Here is a 22393-nt window from a genome sequence, read left to right on the forward strand (position 1 = left end):
CATTAACCCTTCCCACCCACACTTGCGCGGGGTGGTGCATTGGTTCGTTGCTTCGGATTAAATCAACGCCCCGTCTCCCACTTAAGGGACACGATTTGTGATTTAACCCGAGTCATGGACCCACAGGGATTCGAACCCTGGGCATCCTCCTTGCAAAGGAGGCACTCTACCACTGAGCTATGGGCCCACCCCTGTCTGCTCATAGTGCAGTCAGGGGATCAATCGGGAGTGTTAGCCTTGACAGTTCTAAGGTGCTCGCTCGGCCTGACGGTGGTCGAGTGAACGTGTGGACCGAGTTCGCAAAACCGCGTGTGGGCCGGGGCGTCGCCCCGGTCCCGGTCTGTGGAGGTGATCCAGCCGCAGATTCCCCTACGGCTACCTTGTTACGACTTAAGCCCCCTTGCGAAGCCCAGATTCGATCGGCGTTGCGCCGGCCTCATCCGGACCTCACTCGGGTGCTTTGACGGGCGGTGTGTGCAAGGAGCAGGGACGTATTCACCGCGCCCTTCTGAGGCGCGATTACTACCGAATCCAGCTTCATGCGGGCGAGTTTCAGCCCGCAATCCGAACTACGATCGAGTTTCGGAGATTAGCGTCGCCTCTCGGCGTAGCATCCCACTGTCTCGACCATTGTAGCCCGCGTGTAGCCCAGCACATTCGGGGCATACTGACCTACCGTTGCCCGTTCCTTCCTCCAGTTTGGCACTGGCAGTCCTCTTAATGTACCCAACCACCTCAAGGGTGTTGCTGGCAATTAAGGGTGCGGGTCTCGCTCGTTGCCTGACTTAACAGGACGCCTCACGGTACGAGCTGACGGCGGCCATGCACCTCCTCTCAGTGGCTCCAGTAAGCTCATCACACTGACTTTCACTGCACACTGTCGATGCTGGTGAGATGTCCGGCGTTGAGTCCAATTAAACCGCAGGCTCCTCCGGTTGTAGTGCTCCCCCGCCAATTCCTTTAAGTTTCATCCTTGCAGACGTACTTCCCAGGCGGTCTGCTTCACGGCTTCCCTACGGCACAGCACAGGCTCGTAGCCTGTGCCACACCTAGCAGACATCGTTTACAGCTCGGACTACCCGGGTATCTAATCCGGTTCGTGACCCGAGCTTTCGTCCCTCACCGTCGGATCCGTCTTTCCAGAGCGCTTTCGCCACCGGTGGTCCGTCTCGGATTACAGGATTTCACTCCTACCCCAGACGTACCCTCTGGATCTTCCGGTCCCAAGCCATGCAGTTTCCACCGGACGCCTCCCCGTTGAGCGGGGAGATTTCCCGATGGACTTGCGTGGCCAGCTACGGACGCTTTAGGCCCAATAATAGCGGTCATCACTTGTGCTGCCGGTATTACCGCGGCGGCTGGCACCGGTCTTGCCCAGCACTTATTCGCCGACCATCCTACGGTCGGAAAAAGCGAGGACTATATGCCCTCGCACTTGGAGTCCCCTTATCGCACTCTCGTGCAGTGTAAAGGTTTCGCGCCTGCTGCGCCCCGTAGGGCCCGGTATCTTGTCTCAGATACCGTCTCCGGGCTCTTGCTCTCACAACCCGTACCGATTATTGGCACGGTGGGCCGTTACCCCACCGTCTACCTAATCGGCCGCAGCCACATCCTATCGCGCCTGAGCATTTCTAGCTCGCGCCACTCCAGGGAGCGAGCCGTATGCACTATTAACCTCAGTTTCCCGAGAGTATCGTGCTCGATAGGGTAGTTTGGCCACGTGTTACTGAGCTATCTGCTACGAGTCTGAACTCGTACAACTAGCATGGCTAAATCGGACTCCAATAGCAATGACCTCCGGCAGGATCAACCGGAATGCTAAATCCCCTGCGATGCAGGGGGGTTTGGCGGTGAATGGTATAAATACACACTCACACATTGCGTGGTCCACAGTTCGGCGACCAGATCGTCGACCGATCGAGCGTCACCGAACTGTCAAGGCTAACATCAGATCCCATCTTAACGGCGGACCGCAGGGGTAGGATCCTCATTTCCTTCGGACTCTATCATACGTCTTCGAGGGTACAAAACCCCTTCGGAGTATGACCGTCCGAGATGACGAGCCGAGTTGAACGGCCCGTCGATCACGTGTTCGTTGCGTTCATATCCGAACTGCCCTATCCTTATAAGGCCGTCGGATCTGAATCGTCGCCGGAATCGATCACCGGCGCCGGATTTCACGTAACCAATCGTAGACGACGACACCATATAAGGGCGTCGTCTCGAGGCGACCGGGTCGACCCCGGTCGCGGTCACGTTCATATCCAATCCGACTCCACTACTTAAGGTCGTTGCATCGGACCCAGTGTGAGAGTCGGAGACGAACTGCCCTCCGTGCCGGAATCCGGCCAGAGGGGACGTGACATCCTGCGTCACGTCGTTTACATTCATAACGAGGAGACGGTCCCTACATAAGGCCGTCGAACGAATCGTCCTCCGAAAACCGGTACCATGCGACCCCCTTCCAATGGGCACGCCATAGTGTGAGCAGTTACTCGTGAGCCGCGTCCCACTCGGTCGGCTTCCGGAAATTTCCACACTGGTTGCACTTGATCCGGCCCATCGAGTCCATCGCGTTGTCGATGCTCTCACAGTTCGCACAGAACCAACCGTATCGCTGGTTGCAGTCTCGAGACTCGTAGGCGACGAGAAACGGCGCTTTAGAACCCGTATCGCCCTCGGACTCGGAGATGTAGACCGTCCCGTCGTCCGTGGATTTCGTTTGCATAACGCACCGTTGGTGGGCTCGAAATAAATGCGTGTCTTTCCCACAAATTCTCCTCGCGTGTGTCCGTGTGCGCGTTGGATAATCCTGCAGGAGAGACCGACGGAATCAAGCTACCGGTGACGTAATTTCCGGCGAATGTCTCTCCACCTGGTACAGTACTCCGACATCGAAAACGCCTGTGATTACCCTGAACAGATCGGGCGGCTCGCACGAGCAATCAGAACGCGTTCCGACGACGGAACACTGGTCATCGGAACGGGAGATAACACGTCTCCCGGCGTCTTGCCGCTGATGACCGAGGGCCGACAGGTGCTCGAGTTTTACGATGCGGTCGAACCGGACATCGAAACCTTCGGCAATCACGACTTCGACTACGGCTACGAGGCGACTCTCGAGATCGTTCGGAATTCGCCACAGCAGTGGGTGAGCGCGAACGTGATCCGGAACGGCGACACGTTCGGCGCGGAGGAAGGAGTCAAACCGTGGACGACGGTAGAGCGGAACGGAACGACCATCGGAATCACCGGTGTCACGACCCAACAAACCGGGTCGTTGAACCCAATGGCGACGGGAGTGGGGTTTCGCGATCCGATCGATGCCGCGGATGAGGCTGTAGCCGAGCTCCGCGCTGCGGGTGCCGAGATCGTCGTGATCTGTTCGCACCTCGGCGGGGCCGACGGCGACCTCGCGCGTGCGGTCGACGCCGACGTTATTCTGGGCGGCCACGTTCCGAGCACGCGACTCGAGCGGATCGAGGGAACGCTGTTAACTCGACCCGGCGACGGTGGAAGCGCAATCGTCGATGTAACGATCGAGAGCGAGCCGGATTCGAAGATCGTCCGGACGGACGGGTACGAGCCCGCACCAGACGTCGTCGAGGCGTTTCGAGAACTCGAGGTCTCGGCGGGACTGAACGACGTCGTCGCGACGGTCGATGACCCGATCGAACGGACCGAATCGACGCTGTTCGGTGGCGAAAGTCGTGTCGGGAACTTCGTTGCCGATGCCTATCGGTGGGAGACGGGTGCCGACGTCGCCGTCCAAAACAGCGGCGGAATCCGCTCTGGAGCCTCGCTCGAGGGCGAGGTAACTGCGTCGGACCTCATTAGCCTGATTCCGTTCGACGAACCGATCGCAATCGCAGAACTCACCGGAGAGCAACTAGCTGCGGTGTTCGACGACGCAGCGGGCCTCGACCTCGGATTTGCTGAACCCGGCTGGTGGCACGCACACGTAAGCGGGATCTCGCTCGAGTGGGAACGAGAGAACCACGAGGTGACGATTCAGCGGGTAAATGGTGAACCGTTCGATAGCGACGCAATGTACGAACTAGCAACATCGAACTACCTCTTTCATACGGACGACGAGTTCCCGGCGCTTGGGGCCGCTGATCGAACGGAAACGACCGAATCCACTCAGTACGAAGTATTACTCGAGTACGCACGCGAATGTGGAATCGATCCGTCAGTCGACGACCGGGTCCGACCGCGATACTAAACGTTTACCAGCGCGGGGAGTGTTCGAGTGGATGATGACGCTGGTCGTGGTCCCCGTTCGGTACCCACTAACAACACACTCTAAGCGAACGCTCGAGCAGGCTATCAATGTCGCGCGCGAGCGCGAAGGAGCGTTGACTGTCTTGCACGTCAACCTGTATCAGAACGGAAAGAGCGTAACTCGAACCGAACTAAAAGACGCCGTCGAAGAGCACTTCGGGCAACTCAAGAACGTTCGGTACATCGTTCGCACCGGGTTCTTGGTTGAGGAAAGCATTCTCGAGGAAATTGCAGCGGAAGAAGCGGATGTCGCGGTCATCGGAACCAAACAGGTGAGTCGGTTGCGGCGGATATTCAGGCGGTTTACGGATAACCCGAATATCGATCATTACCTGCGTTCGCACCTCGATTGCGAGGTGATCACCGTGGACAAATCACTGAGTTGAGCGACGGAGACTCGGCGGTGTCACTGGCCCGATTCGCGATCGACGGATCCTGCGTTACGAACGACGAGAACGGGAGTCGACGCGTTATCGACGACCCGCTCCGAGACGCTCCCTAACGAAGTCACTTTCTCCCGAGGACTTTTTCCACGGGTTCCAATCACGATGAGGTCGATCCCCTGCTCGTTCGCGTACTCGAGGATCGCCTTCGAGGGAGTTCCGCGTCGGACGGATCCGACCGCGTCGAGGTCCCGCTCGCGCGCCGTAGCTTCGACCGCGTCGACGGCGCGCATTCCCTCGGACTCGAGTGACTCCTCGAGATCCGCCTTCGTCTCGTCGGCGGCCGCAGTCGTAATTCGACTGTCGACGACGTAGAGTCCGTGAACCGTTGCGTCGTTGTCTACTGCGATCGAAACGGCGTGCGAGAGCGTTTCCGGAACGGTGTCGCTGGCGTCCGTCGGAACGAGAATGTCGTCGTACATCTGTCGATCTACCGTGGGATTGGAACGCTGTCCCCATAAAATGACCTCAGGGGGGTTACGATCCGGGCGCATCGGGGTTGCCGTCGCTGGTCTGAAACTCCGTTCGCGGCGCTCGTTCCTGCACGTGCTGGTCCTCGATGGTCGTTCGGGCGACGCCGCTCGTCTCGTCGAAGATGTGATGGGTGTGCGGGTAGGCGAACTCAACGTCGTTTTTCGCGAACCGGCGTCGGATCTCGGCCTGGACGTCCGAGCGGGCGACCGTCTGCTTGTAGGGATGTTCGATCCAGAACCGGACCTGTAAGTTCACGCCGTGATCGCCGTACTCGATAATATCGCAGATGGGCGCCGCACCGTACCGTGCGCTCCCGATTCGAATGTCAGGGCCGCCCGAAATGACGGTATCGACGCTTCGAGCCGCCCGTTGAGCATGGCGTCGAGCGGCTTCGAGGTCGCTTTCGTAGGTGACGTCGAACGCGACGGAGACTCGCGTTCGCTCGTCTTCTGCCGAATAGTTGACGACGTCCCGGCGGTGAATCTCGGAGTTTGGTATCACGAGAAAGGTATTATCGAGCGTGAATATCTTCGTGTATCTGATGGTGATGTCCTCCACGAAGCCTTTGTGGCCTTCGTCGGTGACTTCGATCATGTCACCGATCTCGAAGGGGCGGTCCGAGAGGATGAAGATACCATTGATGAAGCTGCTGATCAGCGGTGCGAGGACGACACCGACGATTGCGGAGATGACGGCGACCGAAAAGAAAATCTCGCCGCCACCGACGCCGAAGATGCTCGCCACGACTGCGAACGTGAACAGGAGAACGCTGACGCGCACGCCCCTGAGAATCGTCCGGGTGACGCTCGGCCGTTCGATTTGTCTGGCGACGGTCCGTCCGGTGAGTCTCACGACGAGCTTCGAGAGATACCAACCGGCGACGAGGACGAGACACGCGAGGAGGATCTCGAAGCCGGCGTCGACGAGCCGTTCTGAATCCCAGTCCGAAAGGAGACCGTAGGATTCTTCGGCCACAGCGAGCTCACCGGCCCTCAGCCAGTCTTCGCGCATAAAAACACACTCTTGTTGCCGGTGGTTAAGCGTTCTGACGGACTCGCCGATGACAACCGAATTTCGAAAACGAGTGTTACTCAATCCATAATAAATCATTTATCCTTCGAGAGCATACGGTGTCACATGTCACAGGACGAGCTTCGCTCGACCGTCGAGCGCGTCGGGGACCGATTCAACCTCGGCGAATACGAAATCGATGCCTATCTGACGGTCCTAGAGCAGGGCCAGCTCACGGCGAGTGAAATCGCGGATCGGACCGATATTCCCCAGCCGCGAGTGTACGACACCGTCCGAAGTCTCAGCGACCGTGGGCTGGTCGAGTTGCGAGAATCTCGCCCGATGAAAGTCGTCGCCATCGATCCCGAGGAGGCCTTCGAGAACGTCCAGAGCTCCCTCGAGCAGATGATCGACGAACTCGAATCCCGGTATACGGCACCCGCTCGAGATACGGAGGCCGTCTCGCTCGTCAAGTCTCGGTCGACAATTCTACGCTACCTCGAGGAGGTAATCGATGCGGCCGAGTACGAGCTTGCACTCTCGCTGACTCCCGATCTGTTGACTCGTTTCGAGGACGAACTGAAGGCGGCCGTCGACGACGACGTGAGTGTCGATCTGATCGTCACTCCCGCCTCAGAGGCGCCCGAACCCGACGAGTTCGATTACCTGGAAGTTGCGACGACCGCGCGTGCCCGAAGAGGAATCACGACGCCAGTCGTCGCCGTCGCGGACGGAAACTATTCGATCTACGCAACGCAGGATGCCCTCCGCGACGACCAGGATCGGTATGGAGTCATTTTCAACCGGTCCGCACTGGGCTTTCTCGTCTCGGGCTTTTTCGGAACTGTGCTCTGGACCACCGCTGAACGGACGCTGGGCGAAAACGGAAAGGGGCGACCCTATCCTCGCCGATACGCGTCGATTCGGCGCTGTGTGAAAGACGTGATCGACGAAGGCGGAGAGTTCTACGCGACAATCGAAGGACGGGACGTCGCCGTTGGCGGTTCGCGCGTCGTGCAGGGACTCGTCACCGACGTTTCCTTCGAAGTTTCCGAAGAGGTCGCCTCGCTAACCCTCGAGACGAACGACGGCGACCTGACCGTCGGCGGTCGCGTGGCAGCACTCGAGGATATCGAGGCGCACGAGATCCGGATCGGCCGACACAAGCCACCGGCGCTCGACGAATAGATCATCGGACATCCACGCTCTGTACATCCCAACTGAGCATTCACGCTCTGTACATCCCAACTGAGTATGGACTCGCATCCGCGCTCAATGAGTGTTTTACTGGCGAAACTCGATATTGATGAGAAGGAGACGACGCAACTCGTCTGTTTGGCTCAGTCACTCGAGAAAGTGATCGGTGACGAGAACGGATCGTCAATGAACGACGGCTGAGTCGACTTGTAAGCTCGTCTTAGACGCGTACAGAATCGAGAGATTCAGTTTTTATTACAACGATTCTAGCGAAGAATTATATTGGGGAGTGCACTCTAGTTGGAAGAGATGGCCCCGAAGGCAAGCGACGAACGTTCCCGGCGAAGGGTTTCCCGGCGGACATTCGTCAAAGCGGCGTCGGTGTCGGCGGCGACGACTGGCGTCGCCGTCGCCGGCTGTCTGGGTCGGGCGCGCCAAGAAGGTACGGTCGTGATGTCCGGCGATACGGACTTCGAGGATATTATGCACGCTGACGGCGACGAGCCGTCGGTTCAGCAGGCGCTCTGGGATGCCGGGCTCGACGAAGACATTACCGTCGAGGTTCAGGCGAGCGTCGACGATTCCGCACAGCGGATGCAGTCATACCAGTCCGCGTTGCAGGCCGGGCGATCCCCGCCGGACATCTTTATGATGGACAGCGGGTGGACGATCCCGTTTATTCTCCGGGAGCAAACGACACCTCTCGAGGAGGAACTCTCGCCTGAGATCATAGAGCGGGTCGAAAACGAGTATCTCGAGGCGGCACTCGAGACGGCTCGCAACCCGGAAACCGACATACTTCACGCAATCCCGTTGTTCCCGGACTTCGGTACGGTGCTCTACCGGCAGGACCTGATCGAAGACGCGGGATACGAGACGGACGGGTGGGGGACCGAGCCGCCGACCTGGCAGGAGTTCTCCGAGGTGACGGGCGATGCGCTCGAGGAGAGTGGCGTCGATTTCGGGTTCACGACGCAGGCGGCGGCCTACGAGGGTCTCGCTTGCTGTACGTTCACCGAGGTGATGTCCACCTGGGGCGGCGGATACTTCGGCGGGACCGAGAACCTGTTCGTCGCGGGTGATCGCCCGATTACCGTCGACTCGGAACCGGTTCTCGACGCGATTCGGATGATGCGGACGTTCATCCACGGGCCAGACGACGAGCACGCGCTCGAGGGGTATCAGCAGATCTGTCCCTCGGCTATCGTTCAATGGTCCGAAGAAGAATCGCTGAGCCCGTTCGCGAACGGGAACGCGGTCGCCCACCGCAACTGGCCCTTCGCGATCGCACAGACCGGCGCAGAGGACGCTTTCGGCGAAGACCTCGGTGTGATGCCGATGCCGTACGCGGTCAGCGAAGACGAGTCGGAGTTCGAGGGTGTCGGCGGAACGGCCGCCGGACTCGGCGGCTGGCACCTCACTCTCAATCCCAACACCGATCGAGTCGACGAGGCGGCGCAGGTTCTGGAGGCGTTCACTCAGGAGGAAGTGATGCTCACCATCTTCGAACTCCAGGGCTTTCTCCCGCCGATTCTCGAGCTGATCGAGGAGGCGGATCCGGACGAAATCGGCCCCGTCGCACGATACACCGACCAGATACAAATCGCCGGGGAGAACGCCGTTCCACGACCCGTTACCGATATCTGGCCCGAGCAATCCGCGCTGATATTCCAGGAGGTAAACGCCGCCTATCGTGGTGCAAAGTCGCCGGAGGGTGCGATGTCAGATCTCATGGACCGACTCGAGGCGAGCGAAGCAGGCGTGGAGGAACAGAATGGCGACTGACACCGATTCCAACCGAGAGTTGCTGGTCGGCGGAGACGGCGAGTCAGAACAGGACCGGACCGGTAACGTGATCACCAACTGGATGGAGGGGCTGAGCGAGGCGGCGTACGCCTACCTGCTTTTGCTTCCGGCGTTCGCGCTCTTGGCGTTTATCGCCTTCTATCCGCTGTTGATGACGTTCGTAATGTCCCTGCGCGAGGACCAAACGAGGGGTGCGGAGCCGTTAGGCGGGTTCGTCGGGATCGACAACTACGCCGACATCCTCACCGGAAACGCGCGACTCGCTCGCCAGTTTCTCGACGTATCGGTCTCGACCTCGTTCCCGTTTATCGACCTCGGCGTTCCGTTTTTGCAACAGGCGCTGTTCGTCACGCTCGCCTTCGCCGTTGTCAGCGTCTTCCTCGAGACGATCATCGGCTTCGGGCAGGCGTACGTACTGGATCAAGACTTTCGTGGACGGCGGTGGGTTCGCGTCGCGATCATCCTCCCGTGGGCCGTTCCGATCGTTATCCAGGGGATGATCTTCTTCCTGCTCTTTCAACCCACGGTCGGCTTCGGCAGCGACCTCATGCAGTGGCTCGGAATCTTCGGGCCCGACCCGCTCGCGGATAGTCAGGACTCGTTTATCATCATCCTCATCGCGGATATCTGGAAATCCTCTGCGTTCATGGCGTTGCTAATTCTCGCCGGGCTCCAGAGCATCGATCGGAGCCTGTATAACGTCGCCCAGGTTGCCGGAGCGTCACCGTGGCAACGGTTCAAACTGATCACGCTCCCGCTGGTGTTGCCCGCCTTGCTGGTCGCGATGTTGTTCCGAACGATGGACGCCATGCGGGTGTACGGACTCATCGAATCGACCGCTGGTTGTACGACCGTTCCGTCGTTGACGTGTCTTGTCGTCGAAGCGATGTTCGGCGGGACTCGCATCTACGCGACGGCCGCCGCCGTTGCGTTCGCGACGGCGCTCGTGATCGGCCTGATCATCTCGGCGTACGTCTTTTTCTTCCGGGATACCGAGGGGGGTGTCTACTAATGACCGGTGATCGAAACCACTCCGAAGACGACGGCGGATCGGCTACGGAACGAACCGGTGATGAAGCCGTTAATCGGGACACTACCCTCGAGAGAGGGACCGAAGCCGGGGCCGAACTCCCGGCAACTCGAGCGGCCGACGGCGGAACGACCGTCGGCGAAACCGACGACGCGGAGCTCCGGCGAGGGTTCTTCCAGCAGTGGGTGGCCGACTCGATCTCGAATCCGGCCCGGGTGTACCGGTCGATGTTCTACGTCGCGACGATCTTCTTCCTGTTGACGACGCTCTTTCCGTTCTACTGGCTCCTGATGGTGGCGCTGACCCCCGAAGGGCAACAACAGGATATCATCCTGACGCCGAACGGATTCAATCCCGGGGCGTTCGTCGAGGTCTTCGAAGTGATTCCGTTCCACTGGTACATGTTCAACAGCTTCGTGATCGCGACGGCGTCGACCATCATCGTCCTCGTCATCGCGAGCCTCGCGGGCTACGCCTTCGGCCGACTCGAGTTCCCGGGAAAAGTTCCCCTATTGTTGCTCGTGTTAGTGATTTCCTTTTTCCCGCCGGCGGCGTTTTTCATCCCGTTGAACGACCTGTTCAACACGCCCGTCGGAATCCTCGAGCCGATCACCGGCGATGGAACGCTGTACAACACGCCCGGGGCGATGGTAATGCCGCTGTCGGCGATCTTCATGCCGCTGGCGATCTTCATCCTGACGACGTTCTACTCGCAGATCCCCGAGGGGCTCGAGGACGCCGCCCGTGTCGAGGGTACCACGCGGCTGGGAGCGCTCTTCCGGGTCATCATCCCGCTGTCGGCACCCGGCGTCGCCACGGCGGGCGTGTTGACCTTCATCGCCGTCTACAACGAGTTCTTCTTCTCGTTTCTGATGACAGACGGCCAGCCCGAGAACTGGGCCCCGATTCTCGAGGGGATCCTCGGTTACCAGGGACAGTACGAAGTGATGTACCACCTCATGGCCGCCGCGAGCATCATCGGGGTCATCCCCGTCGCGATCCTCGTAATCGTGGCCCAGGAAAAGATCGTCAGCGGACTCACCGCGGGCGCACTCAAGGAATAATCACAAACTATGGCACGAGTACGACTCGAACACGTCACGAAACGCTACGAAGATATCACCGCGGTCGACGACGTCAGTCTCGACATCGAGGACGGAGAGTTCCTCTGTCTCGTCGGGCCCTCGGGCTGCGGGAAATCGACCACGATGGAGACCGTCGCCGGGCTCACGAAGCCGAGCGACGGAACCATCTACATTGGCGAGCACGAGGTCACGAACCTCGCGCCGAAAGACCGGGGCGTCGCGATGGTCTTCCAGAACATCGCGTTGTTCCCCCACATGAACGTCTTCGAAAACATTTCGTTCGGACTTCGACTGCGAACCTACGACGACGACGAGATCGAGCGACGCGTCACGCAGGCCACCGATATCGTGCAGTTAGAAGGGATGCTCGAGCGAATGCCCGACGAGTTATCCGGCGGGCAACGACAGCGGGTGGCGATCGCCAGAGCGATCGTGAGGAATCCGGGCGTGTTCCTGATGGACGAACCGCTCGCGAACCTCGACGCGAAACTTCGCGTCCACATGCGGACCGAACTCCAGCGACTCCATCGCGAGTTACAGACGACCGTTATCTACGTCACGCACGACCAGGCCGAGGCGATGACGATGGCCGATCGCATCGCGGTGCTCGACGCCGGAAAGCTCCAGCAGGTCGACCCGCCGCTAATCTGCTACAATGAGCCCGATAACCTGTTCGTTGCCGGCTTCATCGGCTCGCCGTCGATGAACTTCGTGGAGGGCGAAGTCGTCGAAAACGGACTAAAAACCCCGAATTTCCTCGTCAAATTCGACCCGACTCGAGTCCCCGACGTTTCCGTCGGGCAAGCGGTGACACTCGGGATCCGCCCCGAGGATGTCCACCTCACTGAGTTCACCGAATCGGTGACACAGCCGACGGACTCCATTCCCGCTCGAACGGACGTTATCGAACCGATGGGTAACGAGGTGTTCGTCTACCTGTTGCTCTCGGAGGCTGTCGAAGGTGGGATGGAACGGGACCCTGCGTCTTCGCCGGATCAACTTCTGATGAGCGTGACTTCCGACACCGAGATCACCGACGATCAGCCAATCGATGTCGTGTTCGACGGGACGAAGGTGCACCTCTTCGATACCGAGACGGGGACGGCACTCACGCACGGTATCACCGAACTCGGCGGGACGGACGACGGGGCGACGATGACCGAGGCGGACGGATGACCCGCTTTCGCCCATTCGGGCATCACCGGTGAAGCGAAGGGAGACCCATACGGACTGCTGTCAGGCATTTTCGGTGCAACCGAAGGACGGTCGCGGTTGCACCGATAAATCGTTACAGCGGACCGTATCATTCGCTGCAAATCGCCGACGGACCAAAGACCACCGAGTGCGTACCGGTCGGTACTGTTGGCACCACATCAAAACGCTCCCGATCATCGCCGGCGAAACCGAACTCGGATTGATCAGCACCAATGACTCCAGACCGAACTGATATTAAAACGGGAATCATCGGGCTCGGAAACATTGGCCAGTATCACGCCGAGCGACTCCTCGAGCTCGGCGTTCCATTAGTCGGCGGCATGGACGTTGCTCCCGAAGCGCGGAAACGATTCACGCGACGGTACGATGTCGACGTCTACGAGGACCACCAGGAGCTATACGAGGCCGTCGACGCGATTATCATCACGACGCCGAACAAGTTCCACGAACAGTACGCCGTGAGCGCCTTCGAAGACGACCTTCACGTTCTTCTCGAGAAACCGCTGGCCCATACCCTCGAGAGCGCAGAACGGATCGCCGACGCAGCCACACAGTCGTCGGGAGTCACCATGGTCGGATTCAACAACCGGTTCGCAAACACCGTCCAGATCGTCAAAAACCGGATCGAACGAGGCGACCTGGGAACCGTCACACACCTCGAGGCGAACTACGTTCGGAGGCGAGGGATTCCCGGACGCGGGTCGTGGTTTACTCGGCGGGCGATCGCTGGTGGCGGCGCACTTATCGATTTAGGCGTTCACGCGATCGACCTCGCCCTGTACCTGCTCGGGTACCCGAACGTTCTCGAAGTGTCCGGCGTCACGCGCGGCGAGTTCGGCCCGCGCGAGGAGTACGCCTACCTCGATATGTGGGGAAGCGATTCGGGGCCCGGCGAGTTCGATGTCGACGACTCCGCGAGCGCCTTCGTCCGCTGTGAACAGAACCGGACGATTTCTCTCGAGGTGGCCTGGGCGACGAACCGGCCCGAAAACCACGAGTTCGTCGTCCGCGGAACGAACGCAGCCGCGAAATTCGACCTCCTCGAGAACGACCTGGCCTTCCATTCGGCGAGTACGATCGGTCCGGATCACCTCGAGAACACGTCGATAGAAACGCGTCAGAACGATACCCACACGGACGAACAGCAGACGTTTTTCGACGCTATTGTCTCCGATATCGACCTCGAAGACAGCGTCGAGCAGGGGCTCGACGTCCAGAGAATTATCGATGCGATCTACCGCTCGAGCGAGGAGGAGCAAACGATCTCGGTTTCGTACCGATAGCGATTTGGCGTCGGTTTTCCAACAGACGCCCCCGTCTTATTTCGCCGCTGGCGTAAAACGCCCCCCATGGAGATCGGTCTTCACACTCCGCCACTGGCAAACGAGTCGCTCGAGGGCGCACTCGCGTACTGCAACGAACAGGGCGTCACGGCGATCGAACCCGGTGTCGGCGGATTTCCAGGACAGGATCATCTGCCACGAACCGAATACCTCGACGACGCCGACGCACAGGCCGACCTCGAAGACGTTCTCGATACCTACGAGACACGGATCAGTGCACTCGCCGTACACAACAATCCGCTTCATCCGGACGAACAGCGAGCGGATCGAGCTTCGACCGAGCTTCGAGAGGCGATTCAACTCGCGGCCCAACTCGACGTTTCCACCGTTACGTGCTTTTCGGGGCTCCCCGCCGGCGGGCCGAACGACGACGTACCGAACTGGATTACGGCACCATGGCCCACAGAACACGCCGACGCGCTCGAGTACCAGTGGGATCGAGCCCTCGAGTACTGGAGCGAACTCGCGGCGTTTGCGGCCGATCACGGTGTTGACGTCGGGATCGAAATGCATCCGAACATGCTCGTGTACGAACCGCACGGATTGCTTCGATTGCGCGAGGCGACCAACGAGCGGATCGGAGCCAACTTCGATCCCTCTCATCTCTACTGGCAGGAAATTTCGATTACGGACGCGATTCGGTTACTCGGCGAGGACGATGCGATCAAACACGTCCACGCCAAGGACACGAGAATCTACGAGCCGCAGGCTCGAGAGAAGGGCGTTCTCGATACGACCGCCTACGACGACGAGGCGAATCGATCGTGGCTCTTTCGATCCGTCGGCTACGGTCACGACGAAACCCATTGGAAGGACATCGTCTCGACCTTGCGAATGGTCGGCTACGACGACGTTCTAAGCATCGAGCACGAAGACTCGCTCACGAGCTCTCGGGAGGGACTCGAAAAGGCGATCGAATTCCTCGAGCGGGTCCGCTTCGGAACGAATCCAGAAGATGCTTACTGGGCGTAATTAGGGCCGTACGCGACGGCAGCCGAGATAGATGGAATTTCGTGGAATGTGTGCCGTTGCGCTGAGCGCTGTCTCCGATTCGTGAATTCAGTATCGTCGCTGAATCCTCGCTGTCGAACTCCGCTGGCGGTGGCGGGTGGTGTCGTCGATATCCTTCGTTGCGACCTCATTTTCCGATCGAGTTAACCGTATCATCGGACGGACTCGCCTCCGAAACGTCGACCCGACCACCGTCGTAGACATCGACTTCGTATCCTTCGTACGTGAACGTAACCCGAATGTCGGAGTCGTTCTCCTCCGTCGGATGTTCGTCGAACAGTAAATCCAGTGCTTCGGGATCGATCACGGAATACAGTGGATCGTACGCGGGCGGTCGCAACTCCACGACATCGACACCTTCGGCGCTCGCTATGGCTTCGATGATCGCCCGGGTTGGAGGGATCCCTCGATCGGCCGTCGAAGTGTCTCTTGGAGTGACCATATCCCATGGTAACTGTTGACAAGGCATAAGTTTGCTGGTTAATTCCACCGGATCGGGCTATCGTCTACAGATCCCAGAGAGAACCCATCGATTACTCTCGGTCACCTTCGAACCGTGTTCGGGCGTCTTTAAATTTCGTACTGAAGAAGGCCCTCGCTGTTCTCACGAGCCCCTCGACGGTATAATTACGGCCAATATAGACACTAACGAGGGCGAGAAGCGTTCCGGCGATCACGTCCGAAAACCAGTGAATACCGAGATACATCGTCGAGAGTGCAACACTAACGGCGAGAACGCCCGAAAGAGGGACCCACAACGGATACTTCTCTCTGGTGTGTACCGCGAGGAAAAATACCGTCATTGCCATCGATGTATGAAGCGAGGGAAACACGTTCGTGTTGTGATTTATCGAGTGGGTGAGAAAGCCCGATTCTGGGAACGCCGTATAAAGAAGCCCTTCGAATAGCGTTGGGTCGACGTTTCGAGGGCCGTATGCGATAAACACGAAATAACACAGCAGGCCGATTCCGTAGTTGGCGGTGTATGCGAGTATGAGCGTCGAAAGTTCGTCCATCTCACGGAGAGCGAAATACGCGACGAACGGAAACGCGAGCAAGAACGCGTAGCCGTATATATAGACGAACACGAAATACGACGTCAATTCGTCCATCTGGATCGACTGCAAGAAGACAACGGGCGTTTCGCCGAAAAGCGCTCGGTCGATCCCAAAGAGATAATCCGTGATAGCAACACCAGTTACCTGTGTCGAAATCGTCTGAGCGACGTCCTGCGTCGCCCACCTGAGGAACAGCACGCCGAGTAACACAGTCGTCGGAAGCGCGATCCCCTCGAGTCGCCATCGGAAGTCCCGAACTGCCCGAACGAGTTGACGAGGGCCAACGATGACGAGCGTCGCCGTAACGAGCATAGCCAGGACGGCGAGGCCGATCTCGAGAACGACGCTAGCGAAGACCATATTGTGAGAGTACAAACTGCAGGCCACTAATACAAACCGGTTGGGAAACGACGAGTCCCGAGACTACTCTGCAACTGTCATCGCGCAGTGAATGAGTTTCGGTGATACCGAATCGAGACCGCATCGGTGACGGGACCTGGATGCGGTCACTCCAGTAACGTATCATCGTCGTATCGATACCCCTCGTCTTCGAACAAGGTCCGAACCTGGCCCTGGTCAATCTCTCCATCCGATCCAGGGAACCGCAGTACGGAGGCCGTTCCATCGGCCGACCGACTACTATCGTCGGGCGATCGAACACCGGCCAGTTCGGCGTAAGTTTCCGGCTTTTCAGCGTACCCGTCGAAAACCTCCTCGACGACGTGATCCCGGTCGATCAGCCGAGAGACGAGAGAGCGAAACCGTGGGTCTCCGAGCTGTGGGTGCTGGAAGTTGTATCCGACGATATACGCCGAATCGGTCGAGGAATTCACCATCGAAACGTCGCTCTCCTCGACGATCGACCCGGCGTGTTCGGGCGGGAGGTCCGCACCGATAATATCGATGTCGTCGTCCGCCATCATATCGATAAGAACGCCTGGATACGGACCGACGATGTGAAATTCGATCCCATCGTACTGCGGAAATCCGTCGAGAATCGACGGGCGATCCGAAACGGCCGGATCCAAAAGGACGTGATCGTCGAACAGTTCGAACTCGAGTAGCTCGTCCGCTTCGTGTTCGCCAAACCTGAACAGGCCCGAACCGATAGGAGGCTCGTTATCCGTGGTTCGGGCTTCGGTCTGGTACTCTCCGACGAGTTCGGAACGGGACTCCCAGACGTGTTCGGGCAGGATCGGAACGGTGAGTACCCGACTCGCAACCGCTTCGCTGGGCGTTTCGAACGAAAATTCGACGGTCCTCGCTCCAACCGTCGACACGGAATCGACCACCGACTGACGCCCTCTGTACTGTGACGTCGGCACCCCACTTTCTATCTCTCCAAGCGACGTGTCCTCGAAAAACCGTATCGTGAACTCGACGTCGGAGGCATCCAGTGATTCGCCGTCGTGCCAGGTGAGGCCCTCTCGAAGTCTTACCGTCGCCTCGATATCGACGCCCGAATCGTCCCACGAAATGTCGTCGGCTAGCCACGGAACGTACTCGCCGTCGATCCTGCGAGCGAGTGGATCATACAGGAGCTCGAGCAGCGGCCGTTCGCTTCCGACGTCCGCCGCGATCGGGTTGAACCGATCCGAGAGCCCCTCCCCGAACAACCCCACTCGGAGCGGATTGGTTCGGCTTCCGTCCGCAGGCTCGGTCGAAAGCAGGTCGATATACCCCTCGGCACGGTTTGGAGTCCACGATGTTCTCACTTCGTTGCGAGCACCTCCCAGATGGTTCGGGAAGGCCACGACCGAATGGGGGCCGATCTGCTCGAGCGATTCGAATAGTTCCTCGAGCGTTTCTTCGCGCGTTTCGCCCTCGGACGTATGCTGTTCCTCGAGCAGTTCGTCGATTGCCATATTCGAGAAATTAAATGGGTTCTGCCACCCTTCTTCGGTCCTGAACGCCGAGTGAAGCAGATCGCGAAGGGCATCCGGTTCGAACAATCCGGGGTGGCGTCCGACGAAGATGTCGTAATCGCGCTGGATGAGAATTTCTCGGTAGAATTCGCGCTCTGCGACCGGTTCGGTGGTAACTTGGATTCCAGCGTCGACGAGGTTCTCTCTGAGCTGGCTCAGAATCGATGCCGCGATATAGTCGTCGTCCGTCGGGACCGTTTTGATGACTAACGAGACTTGCTCCGGCGTGTTCTCGTCCGACCCAGACCAGAACCGCTCCATGCACCCCGCGACACTTCCAGTTGTCGCTGTGGCAATTCCAGCGAGCAATTGACGGCGGGTGGGTGGAGCGAGTTCCTCCATACGAGACCCGTAGTCACCACGATGTATAGGACTTACTCCCCAGACGACAGCTTTCTTCAAAGCCTGTACTGCCCGTGTGCGGATATCGAAATCGGAAGGGGCGGTATCACCGCTAGCCGCTCTTGGGGTCGCCGATCGAACGCGAACATCATCGGCCCGGATCATTCATGACTTGATGATAGTATTGACTGCTTGACTGTCTTTTCATCGATCGTACGTGGGCCATAACAATACCCGGTATTGGCGACAGAGGAAACGTGGAAACCGTTCCCGACTCGGCCCGGCGGGGTCCCCGCTGACCGCTCTCGGAGAACGGCCACAATCGATAGCTATGAAACTCGCACTCATCGGCTTCGGACAGGCAGGCGGGAAGGTGGTCGACGAGTTCCTGGCGTACGAACGCACGATCGACGGTAGCTTCGTCGAATCGGCAATCGCAGTCAACTCTGCGACGACTGATTTACAGGGACTGGAACAAATTCCCACGGAGAATAGGGTACTCATCGGACAGGCACGGGTGAAAGGACACGGTGTCGGTGCCGACAACGAACTCGGCGCGACGGTGACAGAGGAAGATATCGGCGAGATACAGGGAGCCGTAGATCGCGTCCCGGTTCACGAGATCGACGCATTCCTGGTCGTCGCCGGTATGGGGGGCGGAACCGGTTCGGGTGGTGCCCCCGTCCTCGCGAAACATCTCAAACGAATCTACTCCGAACCGGTATACGGGCTCGGAATTCTCCCCGGTACCGACGAAGGAGGGATCTACACGCTCAACGCCGCACGATCGTTTCAGACGTTCGTTCACGAAGTCGATAATTTACTCGTCTTCGACAACGACGCCTGGCGACAGACCGGCGAATCGATCCAAAGCGGGTACGATCAGATAAACCGAGAAATCGCCGAGCGATTCGGGCTCCTGTTCGCCGCCGGCGAAGTCGGACAGGGCGATCACGTCGCCGAAAGCGTCGTCGATTCATCCGAGATCATCAACACCCTTTCGGGCGGTGGCGTTTCGACGATCGGATACGCCCGAGAGACGGTCGAGAACAGTCAAGACGGACTCATGTCCAGATTCCGCGGGAGCGACTCGCCGGACGAACTATCTGCGACGAATCGACTGACGAGTCTGATCCGAAAGGCGGCGCTCGGCCGGCTCACGCTTCCGTGTGATGTCTCGAGTGCCGAGCGGGGGCTCGCAGTCGCGACCGGCCCGCCGTCGTACCTGAACAGGAAGGGCGTCGAACGCGGACGCACGTGGCTCGAGGAGGAAACGGGAAGCATGGAAATCCGAGGCGGTGATTACCCGCTCGTTGGAGAAAACGAGGTTGGATCGATCGTGCTCCTCTCAGGCGTTACGTCGGTCCCGAGGATTGAGACGCTCCAGCAGGTGGCGATCGATGCAAAGGATCGGAACGCGGACATCCAGGCACAGAGTCAGGATCAGTTCTCGTCGCTCATGGATACCGGTGGCGAGATAGACGCACTTTTCTGACGGGCGTTGTTCCTCCATCGGCTCTGAGAGCAGAACTCGGACAACAACGGCACGTTCGAAATCACGACCGAACCCGATCCTTGCGAGCAGTTCGTTCTCAAAAGTATCGGAGGGAGGGGGAAACCGTTGTTATTGTTTTTGACCATATTTCTAAACAGATTTTTCTTTTTGTAATAGAACTCTACCGTAGAAAGGTGTGATGATGTGCACCGCAACATTGTTATCGCCGCAGTTATTTACCTTCAACAATCATCATGGTTGGGAGACAATGACACAACATGGGATAATCAACACCAAGGTCGGGGTGGTCGGCGCCACGGTACTAATTATTGGAAACGTGATCGGTGTGAGCGCGTTCGTCCTTCCCGGACCCCTCGCAGGCGACGTTGGTCCGGGCGTTATCTTTGCACTGTTGCTCGCGCTGATTCCGCTCGTCTTTGGGATCATCATGTCGCTACAGTTGGGTGGGGCGATTCCGGTCGCGGGCGGTAGTTACGTCTACGCCTCCCGCCTCGTCGGGCCGTTCTGGGGGTTCTTACTCCCGTGGATTACGATCCCCGGCGTCTGGGCCGGAATGTTGTTCATCGCACTCGGGTTCGCGGAGTACGTCGGGTTCGTCTCCGAAACGATCTCGTTCGTTCCGGCGATTCCCGAACTCGCCTTGATTTACGGCTTGCTCATCCCGTTCATTATCTTGAACGTACTCGGCATTCGGATGGTGGCGATCATCCAGTTCCTGATGGTGTCGCTGATCGTCCTTGGAATGACCGCGTTCATCGTTCCCGGGGCGTTCGCCGTCGACACGTCGAACTACACGCCCCTGTTCCCTGAAGGAACCGCGCCCGTTATCGTCGCGATCGTTTCACTGTACTTCCCGTTGCGCGGCTTCCGCCTCGTCGTCGAACTCGGCGAAGAGATGAAAGATCCCGCTCGAAACATCCCGCGCGTACTGGGTCTCTCCGCCGCCATTTCGTTGACGCTGTTGATCGGCCTCGTCATCGTCCTCGTCGGCACGACGAACTGGGAGACACTCGGCGGAATGGACGCCGCAGTCGCACAGGTGTCGATGGACACCGCTCCGGCCTCGCTCACTGCGCTCGTCCTCATCGCCGCGGCGATGGGAGCGCTTACCTCTATCAATATGACCTACACCGCGTACTCTCGTCTCCTGATGCGAGCGGGCCGCGACAATATTATTCCCTCGGCGATCGCTCGAATCCACGAGCAGTACGATTCACCGTACGTCGCGGTGATTCTGCTCGGAGTCCCACCGCTTCTCGTCGCCCCGTTCTCTCCCGGTACCGTGACGCTCTCGGTCGCACTCTCCATGACGATCCTCTTTGGGCTCGCCGTGGCCGGCATCGCGCTCTGGAATCTCCCGAAAGTATACCCCAAGCGGTACGAACACTCGTTGTACAAACTCCCGCCGTGGCTGTTGAAGGTCACCGCGGTCGGCGCAGTCGGATCTGCGGCGTTCCTGTGGGTGCTCGTGGCAACACAGCTACCGCTGATGGTCGGCGTCTTAGTCGGATGGATGGCGCTCGGGTACGTCTTCTACCGAACTCGAGTCTACTGGTTCAACCGACGAGGAATCGATCTCAAGAGTCGAATGGGTCAGCTTCACGAGAGCGAACAGGCCGACGCCGACTGATCAGGCGCGCTCTCGGCGACCAGGGGTGTTCTCGGCGACCAAGGGCGCTCTCGATGAAGGTGTGTTCTCGATGAAGGTGTGTTCTCGATGAAGGTGTGTTCTCGATGAAGGTGTGTTCTCGATGAAGGTGTGTTCTCGATGAAGATGCGTTCTCGATGACCAGAAGAATTGTGCTGGAATCAAGAACGGTTCTCGAGCGGAAGCGCGGTCGTCTCGATCAGATCTCGGTGTCCATCAAGAACGGCGAACCGTTCTTCGCGGCGCGTCTCGAGCCAGTACAGCAGTCGTTTCGCCCACTCGAGTTTTTTCGCTTTCATCGAATCGACGGACGGATCGTCGAAATCCCAGCCGACGAAAACAAGGGTCGAAGCGCCGAGTGCATCCGCGAGGAACGCCGCTCGGTCGCCGTCGGTAAATCCGCCGAAGTTGCGGACGGGACCGGACGGTGACGCCTGTGTCGTCGGAAGGACGAACTCCGACGGACACGCCGGAACGACCTCGCGCACCGCGGAGATGTTATCACCGTGGCCGTGAACGGCGACGGGCGTCCCGCGCTCGGTCAACCGAACGACGGTCTCTGGGTTTTTGTCGAGGTCGGTCACCATACAGTCGACCGCGATGCCGCGATCCTCGAGCGTATCGACCGCCGTCGAGGCACCGAACACGACATCGCAGTCACGAGCGCGGTCGATCGAGCCCGGCGTCTCGAGAGAGGGTCCCGCGCCCGCTATCGCGACGGTTTGGTCCCGGGTACCGCGGAGATGCTCGAGGTCGAACGGCTCCGTTATTTTTGCGAGAATGTCGCGTGCGCGCTCGTCGGCCGACCGATCGAAGCCGAAATCCTGCAAGATAGCTTCGTAGACGGGTTCGAATTCGTTGTATTCCATGCGTTGGGGTCTCGGGGTAGCTCGCGATGATACTCGTTCCATAACTGTAAAGCGGTGCGGTTCCGCTCAGCTTGCGGAGTTTCTCCCAGTTATGGAATGTATACTTCCAATTAAGATGTGTATAGATGCCTCTTTC

At 59.0% G+C, this 22393-nt stretch carries 19 protein-coding genes, 1 tRNA gene and 1 rRNA gene; 12 read left to right on the top strand and 9 right to left on the bottom strand.

Annotated elements, in window-relative coordinates:
• Nucleotides 1-115: 115 nt before the first annotated feature.
• The 3 genes from ACYQ14_RS01695 to ACYQ14_RS01705 form a co-directional block, all read right to left on the bottom strand.
• Nucleotides 116-187: transfer RNA gene (locus ACYQ14_RS01695), tRNA-Ala, on the bottom strand.
• 156 nt (nt 188-343) lie between these two features.
• Nucleotides 344-1817 (bottom strand): 16S ribosomal RNA (locus tag ACYQ14_RS01700).
• Between the two features lie 674 nt (nt 1818-2491).
• Nucleotides 2492-2728 (bottom strand): DUF5816 domain-containing protein, encoded by a 237-nt coding sequence (locus ACYQ14_RS01705; RefSeq protein WP_283837286.1) that lies wholly within the window; start codon nt 2726-2728, stop codon nt 2492-2494.
• 135 nt (nt 2729-2863) lie between these two features.
• Between ACYQ14_RS01705 and ACYQ14_RS01710 the strand changes: the two genes are divergently transcribed.
• On the top strand, nt 2864-4225 hold the full coding sequence (locus ACYQ14_RS01710; RefSeq protein ID WP_459884192.1) for a bifunctional metallophosphatase/5'-nucleotidase: 1362 nt from the start codon (nt 2864-2866) through the stop codon (nt 4223-4225).
• A gap of 34 nt (nt 4226-4259) precedes the next feature.
• Nucleotides 4260-4670: a universal stress protein gene (locus ACYQ14_RS01715; RefSeq protein ID WP_283837288.1), complete on the top strand. Its 411-nt coding sequence runs from the start codon at nt 4260-4262 to the stop codon at nt 4668-4670.
• A gap of 20 nt (nt 4671-4690) precedes the next feature.
• Here ACYQ14_RS01715 and ACYQ14_RS01720 read toward each other — a convergent pair whose 3' ends face one another.
• Both ACYQ14_RS01720 and ACYQ14_RS01725 read right to left on the bottom strand, forming a co-directional pair.
• The gene (locus ACYQ14_RS01720) at nt 4691-5149 is read right to left on the bottom strand and encodes a universal stress protein (RefSeq protein WP_459884196.1); all 459 of its coding nucleotides are present in this window, start codon (nt 5147-5149) and stop codon (nt 4691-4693) included.
• 55 nt (nt 5150-5204) lie between these two features.
• Nucleotides 5205-6212, bottom strand: a complete 1008-nt coding sequence (locus ACYQ14_RS01725) for a mechanosensitive ion channel family protein (protein WP_459884198.1) — start codon at nt 6210-6212, stop codon at nt 5205-5207.
• A 126-nt stretch (nt 6213-6338) separates the two neighbouring features.
• Here ACYQ14_RS01725 and trmB point away from each other — a divergent pair, with 126 nt between their 5' ends.
• From trmB to ACYQ14_RS01765, 8 genes are all read left to right on the top strand, one after another.
• Nucleotides 6339-7400 (top strand): HTH-type sugar sensing transcriptional regulator TrmB, encoded by a 1062-nt coding sequence (gene trmB, locus ACYQ14_RS01730; RefSeq protein ID WP_283837292.1) that lies wholly within the window; start codon nt 6339-6341, stop codon nt 7398-7400.
• Between the two features lie 87 nt (nt 7401-7487).
• On the top strand, nt 7488-7610 hold the full coding sequence (locus ACYQ14_RS01735; protein WP_459884200.1) for a hypothetical protein: 123 nt from the start codon (nt 7488-7490) through the stop codon (nt 7608-7610).
• A gap of 108 nt (nt 7611-7718) precedes the next feature.
• The gene (locus ACYQ14_RS01740; protein ID WP_459884202.1) at nt 7719-9194 is read left to right on the top strand and encodes an extracellular solute-binding protein; all 1476 of its coding nucleotides are present in this window, start codon (nt 7719-7721) and stop codon (nt 9192-9194) included.
• Nucleotides 9184-10227: a carbohydrate ABC transporter permease gene (locus ACYQ14_RS01745; protein ID WP_459884204.1), complete on the top strand. Its 1044-nt coding sequence runs from the start codon at nt 9184-9186 to the stop codon at nt 10225-10227. The genes ACYQ14_RS01740 and ACYQ14_RS01745 overlap by 11 nt, the downstream gene beginning before the upstream one ends.
• Nucleotides 10227-11309 (top strand): carbohydrate ABC transporter permease, encoded by a 1083-nt coding sequence (locus tag ACYQ14_RS01750; RefSeq protein ID WP_459884206.1) that lies wholly within the window; start codon nt 10227-10229, stop codon nt 11307-11309. Before ACYQ14_RS01745 ends, ACYQ14_RS01750 begins: the two co-directional genes overlap by 1 nt.
• 9 nt (nt 11310-11318) lie before the next feature.
• The gene (locus tag ACYQ14_RS01755) at nt 11319-12506 is read left to right on the top strand and encodes an ABC transporter ATP-binding protein (protein WP_459884209.1); all 1188 of its coding nucleotides are present in this window, start codon (nt 11319-11321) and stop codon (nt 12504-12506) included.
• Nucleotides 12507-12757: 251 nt separating this feature from the next.
• Complete coding sequence (locus tag ACYQ14_RS01760) at nt 12758-13828, top strand: Gfo/Idh/MocA family protein (protein WP_459884212.1); 1071 nt, start codon at nt 12758-12760, stop codon at nt 13826-13828.
• A 66-nt stretch (nt 13829-13894) separates the two neighbouring features.
• Nucleotides 13895-14860, top strand: coding sequence for a sugar phosphate isomerase/epimerase family protein (locus ACYQ14_RS01765; RefSeq protein WP_459884214.1), 966 nt, complete (start codon nt 13895-13897; stop codon nt 14858-14860).
• A 166-nt stretch (nt 14861-15026) separates the two neighbouring features.
• Here ACYQ14_RS01765 and ACYQ14_RS01770 read toward each other — a convergent pair whose 3' ends face one another.
• The 3 genes from ACYQ14_RS01770 to ACYQ14_RS01780 form a co-directional block, all read right to left on the bottom strand.
• Entirely contained in the window at nt 15027-15341 is a 315-nt protein-coding gene (locus ACYQ14_RS01770) for a HalOD1 output domain-containing protein (RefSeq protein WP_459884217.1), read from the bottom strand.
• A gap of 91 nt (nt 15342-15432) precedes the next feature.
• Complete coding sequence (locus ACYQ14_RS01775) at nt 15433-16317, bottom strand: phosphatase PAP2 family protein (RefSeq protein ID WP_459884220.1); 885 nt, start codon at nt 16315-16317, stop codon at nt 15433-15435.
• Nucleotides 16318-16463: 146 nt separating this feature from the next.
• Nucleotides 16464-18224 (bottom strand): ABC transporter substrate-binding protein, encoded by a 1761-nt coding sequence (locus tag ACYQ14_RS01780; RefSeq protein ID WP_459884222.1) that lies wholly within the window; start codon nt 18222-18224, stop codon nt 16464-16466.
• A gap of 331 nt (nt 18225-18555) precedes the next feature.
• Here ACYQ14_RS01780 and ACYQ14_RS01785 point away from each other — a divergent pair, with 331 nt between their 5' ends.
• Entirely contained in the window at nt 18556-19719 is a 1164-nt protein-coding gene (locus ACYQ14_RS01785; RefSeq protein ID WP_283837307.1) for a tubulin/FtsZ family protein, read from the top strand.
• Between the two features lie 268 nt (nt 19720-19987).
• Nucleotides 19988-21370 (top strand): APC family permease, encoded by a 1383-nt coding sequence (locus ACYQ14_RS01790; RefSeq protein ID WP_459884225.1) that lies wholly within the window; start codon nt 19988-19990, stop codon nt 21368-21370.
• Nucleotides 21371-21549: 179 nt separating this feature from the next.
• Here the strand turns inward: ACYQ14_RS01790 and ACYQ14_RS01795 are convergent, their stop codons facing one another.
• Nucleotides 21550-22257 carry a 6-hydroxymethylpterin diphosphokinase MptE-like protein gene (locus ACYQ14_RS01795; protein WP_459884227.1) on the bottom strand — a complete coding sequence of 236 codons (708 nt, stop codon included), beginning with the start codon at nt 22255-22257 and terminating at the stop codon, nt 21550-21552.
• Nucleotides 22258-22393 lie beyond the last annotated feature (136 nt).

The sequence above is a fragment of the Halostagnicola bangensis genome (assembly GCF_054653435.1).

Bases quoted from the DNA above. Each gene is read 5' to 3' on its own strand.
- ACYQ14_RS01795 (WP_459884227.1), bottom strand. From the start codon at position 22,257: ATGGAATACAACGAATTCGAACCCGTCTACGAAGCTATCTTGCAGGAT.
- ACYQ14_RS01770 (WP_459884217.1), bottom strand. From the start codon at position 15,341: ATGGTCACTCCAAGAGACACTTCGACGGCCGATCGAGGGATCCCTCCA.
- ACYQ14_RS01755 (WP_459884209.1), top strand. From the start codon at position 11,319: ATGGCACGAGTACGACTCGAACACGTCACGAAACGCTACGAAGATATC.
- ACYQ14_RS01715 (WP_283837288.1), top strand. From the start codon at position 4,260: ATGACGCTGGTCGTGGTCCCCGTTCGGTACCCACTAACAACACACTCT.
- ACYQ14_RS01735 (WP_459884200.1), top strand. From the start codon at position 7,488: ATGAGTGTTTTACTGGCGAAACTCGATATTGATGAGAAGGAGACGACG.
- ACYQ14_RS01760 (WP_459884212.1), top strand. From the start codon at position 12,758: ATGACTCCAGACCGAACTGATATTAAAACGGGAATCATCGGGCTCGGA.
- ACYQ14_RS01725 (WP_459884198.1), bottom strand. From the start codon at position 6,212: ATGCGCGAAGACTGGCTGAGGGCCGGTGAGCTCGCTGTGGCCGAAGAA.
- ACYQ14_RS01740 (WP_459884202.1), top strand. From the start codon at position 7,719: ATGGCCCCGAAGGCAAGCGACGAACGTTCCCGGCGAAGGGTTTCCCGG.
- trmB (WP_283837292.1), top strand. From the start codon at position 6,339: ATGTCACAGGACGAGCTTCGCTCGACCGTCGAGCGCGTCGGGGACCGA.
- ACYQ14_RS01775 (WP_459884220.1), bottom strand. From the start codon at position 16,317: ATGGTCTTCGCTAGCGTCGTTCTCGAGATCGGCCTCGCCGTCCTGGCT.
- ACYQ14_RS01710 (WP_459884192.1), top strand. From the start codon at position 2,864: ATGTCTCTCCACCTGGTACAGTACTCCGACATCGAAAACGCCTGTGAT.
- ACYQ14_RS01720 (WP_459884196.1), bottom strand. From the start codon at position 5,149: ATGTACGACGACATTCTCGTTCCGACGGACGCCAGCGACACCGTTCCG.
- ACYQ14_RS01785 (WP_283837307.1), top strand. From the start codon at position 18,556: ATGAAACTCGCACTCATCGGCTTCGGACAGGCAGGCGGGAAGGTGGTC.
- ACYQ14_RS01750 (WP_459884206.1), top strand. From the start codon at position 10,227: ATGACCGGTGATCGAAACCACTCCGAAGACGACGGCGGATCGGCTACG.
- ACYQ14_RS01765 (WP_459884214.1), top strand. From the start codon at position 13,895: ATGGAGATCGGTCTTCACACTCCGCCACTGGCAAACGAGTCGCTCGAG.
- ACYQ14_RS01780 (WP_459884222.1), bottom strand. From the start codon at position 18,224: ATGGAGGAACTCGCTCCACCCACCCGCCGTCAATTGCTCGCTGGAATT.
- ACYQ14_RS01745 (WP_459884204.1), top strand. From the start codon at position 9,184: ATGGCGACTGACACCGATTCCAACCGAGAGTTGCTGGTCGGCGGAGAC.
- ACYQ14_RS01790 (WP_459884225.1), top strand. From the start codon at position 19,988: ATGACACAACATGGGATAATCAACACCAAGGTCGGGGTGGTCGGCGCC.
- ACYQ14_RS01705 (WP_283837286.1), bottom strand. From the start codon at position 2,728: ATGCAAACGAAATCCACGGACGACGGGACGGTCTACATCTCCGAGTCC.